Genomic DNA, 12,098 nt, shown 5'->3' on the forward strand with positions numbered 1-12,098 from the left:
ATCAAATTCTGAGTAAAAAATTTACGCATAAATACTTACTTGATCGTGTACTCGATCGCGATAGCTATGATTTTCTTCTCAAATTCTGTCTCCTGTCTCCTGTCTCCTGACTCCTCCTTCGGTTGCTACATTTTGTGGTGCGGAATGTGGGTTAAAGCCTCTCCTTTAAAGGAGAAAAAAGAAAAAAATTTCCTTAAGTGTCAATCCTCTCCTTGAAAAGAATAGGTAATTGTTAATTATTAATTATTAATTATTAACTATTAATTATTAATTATTGACCAAGCTACTTACCAAGTCAAAAGTGTGCCAGTTAATGGGATATTTCCACAGAAAAAATTAAATTTTCTATCGACACAAAAACAACATAATAATTACCGAATAATTAAGTTTTAAGCCCTCTTATTTAAAGGAGAAACAAGAAGATTTTTATTTTGAGCAAATCCTCTTCTTTTCAAGTATAGGTAATTATTAATTATTAATTATTAATTGTTAATTATTAATTGTTGAATCCCCATTTCTGACGTTTGACTTTTGACTTGTAACTATCCTTAACTAGCTATTAGCTTTTAGCATTTTTAGGGCTGGAAAAAGTGCCAGCTTTGAGGTCAAAAAGGTTCAAAAAGTTAGCAGAAAAGGCTCACTAGGACAGAAAAATTAACAGATTATTTTTCCGACTACCTCCTCTATAACTCCCATCCCTCCTGACTCCTGACTCCTGACTTCCCCTCCTAGGAGGGGTTAGGGGTGGGTTGACTCCTACCCTTACCAAAAGACTTATTCAGAAAACCCTATTCAAGAACTCATTGCATTGCATTAGCACGAGCAGCAGCAGCTTCATCTGGATGAATATTCAAACGAGTTAAATTCACCCTACCCTTAGCATCAATTTCTCGTACCTTAACAATTACTTCATCTCCAACTGCTAACTCATCTTCAACTTTACCAACACGATAATCTGCAATTTGAGATATATGAACCATTCCTTCCTTTCCTGGAAACACTTCCACAAAAGCACCAATAGGAATAATTCGAGTCACACGACCAACATAAACATCCCCAGCATTCAGTTTCTTGGTCATACCCTGAATAATATTGCAAGCTTGTTTAGCCTTTTCGCCATCAGTTGCTGCAATAGTCACCGTGCCATCATCATCAATATCAATTTTGACACCCGTTTCCTCAGTAATACCCTTAATAGTTTTACCACCAGGCCCAATAACTAAACCAATCATGTCTGGACTAATCTTAAATGTTAACAGTCGTGGTGCAAAAGGTGACATATCTGGACGAGCTTGATCGATAGTACCAAGCATCTTCTCCAAAATATGTAACCGTGCAGGTTTAGCTTGATGAATTGCATCAGAAATTACTGTTAGAGGCAAACCTGTAATTTTCATATCCATCTGCAAAGCTGTAATACCGCTATCAGTACCAGCAACTTTGAAGTCCATATCACCCAAGAAATCTTCTATACCTTGAATATCTGTGAGGATACGAACTTCATCTTCTTCTTTAATTAAACCCATAGCTGCTCCACTTACAGGTTTCGTAATCGGAACACCAGCATCCATTAAACCCAAAGTCGAAGCACAAACGGAACCCATAGAAGTTGAACCATTTGAAGAAAGCACTTCTGAAACCACTCGAATAACATAGGGAAAAATATCCGCTGTTGGTATGACTGGGTTCAAAGCACGTTCAGCTAGGGCACCGTGACCTATTTCACGACGACCAGGCGATCGTAATGGTTTGGTTTCTCCTACAGAAAAAGGAGGGAAATTATAGTGGTGCAAATAACGTTTTTCGTCCTGTGGATGTAAGTCATCTGCTAATTCTTGAGCATCACCAGGAGTTCCCAGAGTTACCGCAGACATTACTTGAGTCAAACCTCGATTAAATAGAGAACTACCGTGGACTCGTGGTGGCAAAACTCCTACCCGACAAGAAACAGGACGAACTTCATCCAATTTACGACCATCAACTCGGATGCCTTCATCAATAATTTGTTTACGCATCAGCTTTTTGGTGACGCCCTTAAAGACGTTCCCTAATGCCATACCGTCTGATTCAATGAATACTTTTACTGGTTCCTCTTCAGGTAGTTCAGCGATCGCTTCTGCAATAGACTCTTTGATGGCATCGAGTTTTTCATCGCGCTGATTTTTATCCAGGTCATATTCAGATAATATCTGTTTGATAGAATCTGTTGCCTTGTCTTTGATATACTCTTCCAAAGTTGGGTCTACTTCCGGAGCTTCCGACTCAACCAGTTCAATACCCATTTCCGCAATAATTTCTCGTTGAGCTTGAATAAGGTCACAAACTGCTTCATAACCAAAATCAATTGCCTCAATAATATCTTGTTCCGGTAACTGATTTGCTCCTGCTTCTACCATAATCACCCCTTGGGGAGACCCAGCAACAACCAAATCTAAATCGCCATTTTTGACTTCACGGTAAGTTGGATTAATAATAAAATCGTCTCCTACCAAACCTACCCGTACTGCCGCCATTGGGCCATAAAATGGTAATTGAGCTAGTAATACTGCTACAGAAGCACCCGTCACAGCTAGCACATCTGGTGGCACTTCTTCATCCATAGACAAAGTTGTGGCCACAATTTGAATATCATTACGCAACCAGCTTGGAAATAAAGGGCGTAGCGGCCTATCAATCAAACGACCAGTCAGTGTTACCTTTTCTGGTGGGCGACCTTCCCTACGCAAAAAACCACCTGGAATTTTACCACCAGCGTAGAGTCTTTCTTCATAGTCCACCAAAAGAGGTAGGAAATCTATTCCTTCTCTACCTGGGGCAGTGGTGGCCGTCACTAACACCGCTGTGTCTCCTGACTCTATCATCACGGCACCACCAGCTTGAGGCGCAAATAAACCAACTTTTAGTCTAATATCCCGTCCATCAAAGGATATGGATTTGTCTATCTCTTCCATCCAGTTTTTTTCCTTCTCTAATCATATTATTCTTTCACTTCTGTGGAAATCGTAACATTGTTACTGGGGCAATTGTTAGAAGTCAGAAGTCAGAAGTCAGAAGTCAGAAGTTAGAAGTCAGAAGTCAGAAGTTTTTTGAAGTCTAGTAGTTGACTGACACTCCTTAGCTGTTTTTAGTGGTAAACGAGTCAAACGTGGTTTATACAAAACTTCCACTGGTAGAATAATAAATAGACATCTCCTCCATGCATAGGGAGTAGGGAGTAGGGAGTAGGGAGTAGGGAACCCACCCCTCGCCCCTCCGGTGGAGGGGAAGAATTGATAATTTTTGTGCGATAATTGATTTGATTTTTTATTATTGGAGATGTCTAATGCTGATATCAATGGAAGCATGAACATAGCCAGAAAAGTAATTCCCAATGCTTTTGAGGGAATAGAGGGATTGCCGTTTATCCCGCTCCGTTTTAGACCTTTGGACTAAGATTACAAACGTAGATGTCTAATTGTGTCTACCTTTAGGTATATTTGTCAAGATTTCTACGAGTGGTAAATACTATGTTTCAACACATTAATGCTGGGAGCAAATCGGCTAACAGGATATCATAACTGCCAAACTAAATAACAAGTAATACAAGTATTACACATAAGAAAAAAAATATGACGCACCTATCATCTAATAGCCAGACAAATGATTCTGGTAATAAACGGCAGGTTGCCGATTTAATTTTGGACACAGTTTACACCAAGCTGAACATAAATTCTGATTTTAATAGGTTATATGATGATATTGTAACCGCCATTAGTCTCGCGCCTGATTATACTAATAACTATTTTTGTCTTTACAAAGTACTGATTTTTCATGGCAAGGAGCAAAGCCAGCTTTATAAAATACTCATTGACACCTGGAAAGAACGCGGGCAAGATAGCACAATATGTTATGACTTTATCACACTGTTCAAAGAAGGATTTCCTTTTGAGATAACAGCGGAATTAAAAAAGACAATTCAGGATGTAGCGCTCATAATAAAAATATCAGATGATATCCGGTATATCGATCTACTCGAATTTACTTTCGGCTCACCCCAGGGTGATTACCTCTATATTGGTCGTATTCCTGACCCAAAGCTGATCTGTTCAATCAGGGACTTTGACTCATTAACCACCGGCAAGCTTACTATTATTGAAGATCTTATCAAGAAAGGAAAAGACAAAAGAATCATTGGTCATTTAGGCACATGGATATCCTGTGATGAGCGCACTGTTTTTGGTCCTGCCATTGATACAGTATACTATAATTATTCGTTACATAAAACTATTTATACCAATGAAACTTTTTGTAAATCAGTTAAAACCATTTTTGAGGTAGGTACTGGAACAGGATTTTTACTATGTTCTATGATCGGCAAGTTTCATAATAATAACCCCACAATTTTAGGGAGTGACGCATCTGAGAAAGCCCGGAAAGTGGCAATAATCAATATAAAAAGAACAATTTCTGATTTACACATATCGGATAACCAGATTCAATTTAATATTACTTTAGATGAAGATAGTCTGAAAAATATTCCGGACAATAGTATTGATATTCTTTTGACAAATCCTCCTTATATTCCAGAATATGATGTACTAGATTATAATCCATACTCTGGAACTAAGGTAATCAAAGATGTATTGGTTACTTATGGTCATAAAAAACTCAGTAGACATGGGATATTAATCATTCTCTATAGCTCTCTTTGTGCTAGAAAAATAGATGAATATTTAAAACAGTCACATTTATTTCCTTTTAAGTTGGGAGTATCAAAAAAAGTTCCCCTTGATTTGCGGGAAGTGAGCCGTGATACCCGCTGGATAGATATGTTAAAAAGAAACCATGGACTTGAACAGCAGCTATACCATGATAAATATCTCTATTGGCATGAATTAACCATGCTCGCTCTGGTAAAAAATAGAGCGACATGGGAAAATCATTTTGAAAGAATAGAATAATACTATGAATATTTGTGTCTATTGCGGTTCCTCTGCGGGAACCTCTGAAATTATTAAAAGAGCTGCCTACCAACTAGGCGAAGAGCTGGCAAAAAATGGATTTGGTCTGGTCTATGGCGGGGCTAATGTTGGACTTATGGGAGCTGTTGCTGACGGATCTCTATCTAGCGGGGGTCAGGTATATGGTGTACTGCCCAGGGAACTCATAAAATATGAAATCGTTCATAAGGGACTTACAGAGTTACAAATAACTGATTCTATGCATGAGAGAAAAAGTGAAATGGAAAAGAAAGCTGATGCTTTTGTCACTCTTCCTGGAGCAGTAGGTACCTGGGAGGAATTTTTTGAACAATTGACCTGGGGACAAATCGGTATTCACTGCAAAAAGGTATATCTTTTAAATATTGATAGTTACTATGACTTGTTAATAGCTTTTATTAAAAAATCATTCGCCATGGGATTTACCCAACAGGCTACCATGGATAACTTATATATCTGTAATGATGTTTCCAGGGTAATACAGCTACTCGTTGAACAGAGGAGAAAAGGTGGAATTAAAAAAAATAATTGAGTCAGGACTTACACAAAAAAGAAAGTAAAATATGGATCTCAAGCTTGCCAGATAGGAAAAAAGGCATTGGACATTTACAGGAGAGAGGAAATAGGGAAAAAATAACTGATAATTTTTGTACGATAATTGATTTTATGTTTTATTTTAAAGATATATGCAATTTAGCATTTACAGAACGACACAGCTCCGAAAGGCAACAGCTCCGAAAGGCAACAGGGTAAAGAAAAACATAAATATTAAAGAGGAAAAAAAGTGAAAAATTTAGAATTTATGGAATTTATGATTTTTTCTTTTAGGAATAAATCACAAATTAAGATGTAACTACCTTTGCATGAATTTGGTATAATAGTTTTTTTCATTTCCTGAAGCACTCAAACAGAGGAGATGAGTAGTGAAATTTTCCAACTCTTCTAATATCTCTAGAATTTTACTCCAGATAAACCGCTATAATAACCCTACTTACCTTTCATCGCGAATGATGAAGTTTGCATCCAGTTATTTTAATTCGGATGCCGTTTTTTATTGTTAAATTTTATTGTTCAAAGATTTTGATTAGAAAAGATTAGTAATCAAAACTGGAGAGTACAAAGTTCTTCCCAAAAATAATTTGCTTTGAAGGCTGAAAGTATTACTGTAAAAGCCTTACAGTACTTACAACTCTGAATAAAGAGTTTTTAACCTTTAGATCGCTGAAAGCCTTAGCTAGCAATAGTTATTTCAAGAACTTTGCACTGTCTAGATCAAAATATAACCGTAAGTATTTCCTGCGGAATGCTGCGCAAACAGCCGTCAGCTATTAGCTAGCCTCTTACGGAGGAACTGCGGACTTCAGCTATTAATTTTGGGGAAGGTAAAAATAATTGATAAATTGAGACAGAATAAAAATTACTGTTAAAATCTCCTTCCTAAACCTTAGAAGTAATCAATAATTACTAATTGCTGTTAACCTAGTTCCTCCGGAGGAGGCTAGCTGACTGCGAGCTAGCTGTTAGCTCCGCATAATTAGGGCTTGCTGAATAAGTCTTTTTGAGCTCGACAGGGAGTAGGGAGTAGGGAGTAGGGAGTAGTGAAGAGTAAAGAGGAATCAGGGGTTGTAGAAGACATACAAAGGAAAAATTATCCCAGGCCCAAGTCTACCAAATTCTTACCCAAATACTCAATTTTTGAGCATTCTTAGGGGAGTTCAGGGGTACTTTTTCACTACCTAAAAAGCCTAAAACCTTTGTCTATAAAGACTTTTATATTTAATCAGCAAGCCCTAATTAAGGTTTAAAGCCTCTCCTTTAAAGGAGAAACAAGAAAAAATTTTCATTATTAGTCAATCCTCCCCTTGAAAAGGAGAAGTAATTATTAATTATTAATTATTAATTATTAATTGTTGAAATATAACCTTTTTGATAGATATTTAATATGGCGATTTTACATGGTTTTTGGTTTGCTCAGTCTGAACAAGATAGTTATTTCTTTATTTGGGGAGAAATTTGGCGCAGAATTACAGAAGATGACGCTGGTGAAGTAGGAAAAATAATTAGTAATCCTTATGCAATAACTGGAAATGAACTTTTGAAGCTATTCCAGGAAAAGACCGATATTTCTTTAAAAAATCAGAAAATCACAACAAACCAAACTTTAGCTCTTCCCACAAAATCATTAGAATCTAGCCAAAAACTATACCCACTTCATTCTGCGGCTAATTTCTCTGAAACCACAGAAAAGTTATATCTTTATCCCTGGCAAATAGAAGGAATTTGCCTAAACCCTATACAAACAATAGAATTTTTACGCTCTTTTCCTCTGGGCAACATCACGGAATCTTTCATTGGAGCAGATTTAATATTTTGGTCTCATGTTGCTAGATGGAGTCTTGACTTATTAGCAAGATGTAAATTTTTACCAACTATTGAACAACAATCAAATGAACAAAATTTTGCTATTTGGCAACCCTTACTTGATAGTTCTACAGACCAAAATCGACTGAAAAATTTTACCCTACAAATGCCTCTTGTTTGTCGCACATATCAACTAGATTGGCAGTCAACTATTTCCTTAGATTCCTTAGAAAATTTACAAATTATCCCCAAAAATAATACTTCAAAATTACCAAATATTAGAGCAAGTCAAGAACTACTCCAAGATTTCTTGCAAAAAACAATAGACGCACAAATTAGACAAATATCATCAGAAATATCTCAAACAGAAATTGCCTCATTAAATCCCGCAATTAAACAATGGTTAAAATCCTTATCAGAAACATCAGCTTTAAAATTACCTTCTACTAAAGAAACGCAGCAAATTAGAAAAATACTCGATAATTGGCAATCCCCACTCCAACAATATCAAACTACAGAAAATCAATTTATTACCTGTTTTCATCTTCACTCACCATCCCAAAACTCCAAAAACTGGACTCTAGAATATTGTCTTCAAGCAATAGATGACCCAGAATTTTTAGTCGATGCCAATACAATTTGGAAAAATCCTGTAGCAAGTTTCAACTATCAAGGAAGAACAATTAAATTTCCTCAAGAAACACTGCTAAGTGGCTTGGGTTTAGCATCAAGAATTTATCCAACTATTGAACCTAGTTTACAACAAGCAACTCCCCAAAATTGCCAATTAACTCCACACCAAGCTTATGCGTTTATTAAAAGTGGGAGTTGGCGATTTACAGATAGTGGTTTAGGAGTGATTTTACCACCTAGTTTAGCTAATAGAGAAGGATGGGCTTCTCGCTTAGGTTTAAGTATTTGTGCCCAAGCTCCAAGAATTAAAAAAACTGAAAGACTAGGCTTAAAAAGTCTCCTCAATTTTCAGTGGGAATTGTCTATTGGAGGTCAGAAATTAACCAAGGCCGAATTTAATAAATTAGTAGCAAAAGATAGTCCCTTAGTAGAAATTAACGGCGAGTGGGTGGAACTACAACCCCAAGATGTGCGGGCAGCCCAAAATTTCTTTGCCAGTCGTCAAGACGAAATGGCCTTATCTTTAGAAGATGCTTTGCGATTGGCCACCGGAGACACTCAAGTTATGGAAAAGTTACCCGTCGTTAATTTTGAAGCTGGTGGTCAACTTCAGGAACTTCTGGACACTTTGACGAATAATCGTTCCTTAGAGGAAATTCCAACTCCGAAGAATTTTCATGGGGAATTACGTCCTTATCAAGCACGAGGCGTAAGTTGGTTAACATTTTTGGAACGTTGGGGTTTGGGTGCTTGTTTGGCAGATGATATGGGTCTCGGTAAGACCATTCAAACAATAGCCTTTCTTCTCAATCAACAAGAACAAGAATTACTAGAAGCACCTACATTATTAGTGTGTCCTACTTCAGTATTAGGGAACTGGGAAAGGGAAGTTAAAAAATTCGGACCAACCTTAAAAGTAATAGTACATCACGGCGATAAACGTGCCAAAGGTAAAGAGTTTTTCAAAGTAGTTAAAGACAAACATTTAGTAATTACCAGTTACGCTTTATTGTATCGAGATGAAAAAATATTACAGACAATAAAATGGCAGGCAGTAATAGTTGATGAAGCTCAAAATATCAAAAATCCAGAGGCAAAACAATCTCAAGCTGCGAGAAAATTAGAAGCATCCTTTAGAATTGGTTTAACAGGAACTCCCGTAGAAAATCGCCTTTCAGAATTATGGTCAATTTTAGATTTTTTGAACCCTGGATATTTAGGAAAAAAACAATTTTTCCAACGTCGCTTTGCTATTCCTATTGAAAAATATGGGGATACAAATTCATTACAAACTTTGCGTTCTCTGGTTCAACCATTTATTTTACGTCGGCTCAAAACTGATAAAGATATTATTCAAGACTTACCAGAAAAACAAGAAAATACTATCTTTTGCCCATTAGCAAATGAACAAGCAAAACTTTATCAAGATATAGTTGAAACTTCTTTAGCAGAGATTGAAGCTGCTGATGGTATTCAGCGGAGAGGTAAAATTTTAGCCCTATTGGTAAAACTCAAACAACTTTGTAACCATCCCGTACTTCTACAAATCAAAAAAGGTAGTAGGAAAAAAGTAGAAATTAGCGATAAAAATTCAGGAAAATTGCAACGTTTATTTGCGATGTTAGAAGAAATAATTTCAGAAACAGAAAGGGCGATTATTTTTACTCAATTTGCTGAATGGGGAAAAGTTTTACAAACTTATTTGCAAGAAAAATTAGGCACAGAAGTATCATTTTTATATGGAGCAACTCGCAAAAATCAAAGAGAAGAAATGGTAGACAGATTCCAACAAGACCCTCAAGGCCCACCAGTAATGATTCTTTCTTTAAAAGCGGGAGGTACTGGTTTAAATTTAACTCGTGCTAATCATGTTTTTCACTTTGATAGATGGTGGAATCCAGCAGTAGAAAATCAGGCTACAGACCGGGTATTTAGAATTGGTCAAACCCGGAATGTTCAGGTACATAAATTTGTCTGTACCGGAACTTTAGAAGAGAAAATACATGACTTAATTGAAAGTAAAAAAGAACTAGCAGAACAAGTAGTAGGTGCAGGCGAACAATGGTTAACTGAACTAGATACAGACCAGTTGAGAAATTTATTAATACTTGATAGAAATAAAGTAATTGAAGAAGATTCAGGAATAATGAATAATGAATAATTAATAATTAATAATGAAAACGATCTATATAGTAGATATATATGGTCGCATCTCTGATGTGCAAAAATACAATGAATAATGAATAATGAATAATTAATAATTAATAATGAATAATGAAAACGATCTATATAGTAGATATATATGGGTGTATCTCTGATGTGCAAAAATACTTTTTTCCTATGTATTTCCTATTCCTTGTTGTCTGTTGCCTGTTACTTGTTGCCTATTTCCTGTTGCCTAAAAACAATAAATTTTTGGCTTTATTCTTGCATTGAGATTTACCCACATATATAGCATAAGTACTTAGCCAGTTATCGAATTTGAGGTTTAACTGATTCTTTATTCCTTCTTACTTCCTACTTACTCATCAAATTTGAGGGTTAACTTCTTCCTTCTTCCTTCTTCCTTCTTCCTTCTTAACTTCTTAATAAAAAAATGACTAACTACAACAACTCACAAAACGATAAAGAATGGTGGACTCAACAATGGATAGACTTGTTAAATTCTTATCGATTTAAAAAGCGATTAGAAAGAGCAAGAAATTATGCCAGACAAGGAAATGTTCTTAGTATAGAATTTAAAGACAAAGAAATTATTTCCCAAGTTCAAGGAACAGCTCCAGAACCTTATAAACAATCATTATGGCTAGATACTTTTAGCGATGAAGACTGGAATTATGTCATTGAAACAATGTCACAAAGAGCAATTTTCACTGCCAAATTATTAGCAGGAGAAATGCCTCAAAATATAGAAGAAGTTTTTGCTGCTAATGGTTTAAGATTATTTCCATTTACCTTAGACGACATCCATGCTAAATGTGACTGCCCAGACCCAAAAAGAGTTTGTAAACATATTGCAGCAGTTTATTATATATTAGGCGATCGCTTTAGTGACGATCCATTTTTATTATTTCAATTGCGCGGTCGTAGCAAAGAAAAAATATTAGAAGTTCTTCGACAAAAACGCGGTCAAAGTCAAGAAGAAAATTCCATAATTACAGAAAAAATCACAGCAGAAAAAACACAAAAATCTTCAATTTCAGCAATTCAAGAATCTATAAATTTTGAACATTTTTGGGAATACAAACAAAAGCTAGATTCATCCCTAGTAGTAATTACACCGCCCCCAAGTAATGAGACAGTTTTAGATGTTTTAGGACCTCTTCCTTTAGGTACATCTGCCAATATTATCGAGGATTATTTTAAGAAAATTTATCAAAATATTAGTCAGCAGGCAGTAATAACCGCCTTAAACCAGGGACAAGATAATTAATAATTAATAATTAATAATTAATAATTAATAATTAGGGTTTGCTGAAAAAGTCTTATGGGTAAGAGTAGGAGACAGGAGACAACGCACCCCTAGCCCCTCCCAGGAGGGGAGGGGAAGACAGGAGAAATGGTTCGGGAGCGAGAAGGTAGGAGCTAAGTTTTGTCCCAAGATTATTCTGCCCAACTATGCGCCTAAAATACTAACTTTTTGACCTACATTCAGCACTTCAAGAGCGTATCATTAAAGGTAGTATATAAATCTGTAGCTTGGTAGATATTTATAGTATGCAAATCATCTCAATTACTTTTTTCGTTCATCAAATTCCGAGTAAAAAATTTACGCATAAATACTTGTTTGATCGTGTACTTGATCATGACAACTATGATTTTCTTCTAAAATTCTGTCTCCTGTCTCCTGTGTCCTGTCTCCTTCTTCGTTTGCTACATTTTGTGGTAAAGACTTTTGAGCGCAAACCCTAATTACTATTGCTAAATTAACAGTTCCATTCTTGCATAATAATTACTCCACACAAACTTAATAATTGTAACTGAGTTATTCTATTGGTGTAAGCATTCAGCTATTAGCCAGCCTCCTACCGGAGGAACTGCGGACTTCAGCTAGCCTCCTCCGGAGGAACTGCGGACTTCAGCAATAATACCTTGTGCTTAAGGACAAGTTTTAAATGAATATAG

Annotated in this window: 5 protein-coding genes; 4 read left to right on the forward strand and 1 reads right to left on the reverse strand. The window is 36.1% G+C overall.

Going from position 1 to position 12,098, the window contains the following annotated elements:
- Positions 1-800: 800 nt before the first annotated feature.
- Positions 801-2,951, reverse strand: a complete 2,151-nt coding sequence (locus F6K54_RS29205) for a polyribonucleotide nucleotidyltransferase (protein WP_293085605.1) — start codon at positions 2,949-2,951, stop codon at positions 801-803.
- Positions 2,952-3,608: 657 nt separating this feature from the next.
- Here F6K54_RS29205 and F6K54_RS29210 point away from each other — a divergent pair.
- The 4 genes from F6K54_RS29210 (at position 3,609) to F6K54_RS29225 (ending at position 11,406) form a co-directional block, all read left to right on the forward strand.
- Positions 3,609-4,940 carry a hypothetical protein gene (locus tag F6K54_RS29210; RefSeq protein ID WP_293085608.1) on the forward strand — a complete coding sequence of 444 codons (1,332 nt, stop codon included), beginning with the start codon at positions 3,609-3,611 and terminating at the stop codon, positions 4,938-4,940.
- A 4-nt stretch (positions 4,941-4,944) separates the two neighbouring features.
- Entirely contained in the window at positions 4,945-5,511 is a 567-nt protein-coding gene (locus F6K54_RS29215) for a TIGR00730 family Rossman fold protein (RefSeq protein WP_293085611.1), read from the forward strand.
- 1,410 nt (positions 5,512-6,921) lie between these two features.
- Positions 6,922-10,134: a DEAD/DEAH box helicase gene (locus tag F6K54_RS29220; RefSeq protein WP_293085614.1), complete on the forward strand. Its 3,213-nt coding sequence runs from the start codon at positions 6,922-6,924 to the stop codon at positions 10,132-10,134.
- A 435-nt stretch (positions 10,135-10,569) separates the two neighbouring features.
- Positions 10,570-11,406, forward strand: a complete 837-nt coding sequence (locus tag F6K54_RS29225; RefSeq protein WP_293085617.1) for a hypothetical protein — start codon at positions 10,570-10,572, stop codon at positions 11,404-11,406.
- Positions 11,407-12,098 lie beyond the last annotated feature (692 nt).

This window comes from Okeania sp. SIO3B5 (assembly GCF_010692555.1).
GTDB lineage: Bacteria > Cyanobacteriota > Cyanobacteriia > Cyanobacteriales > Microcoleaceae > Okeania.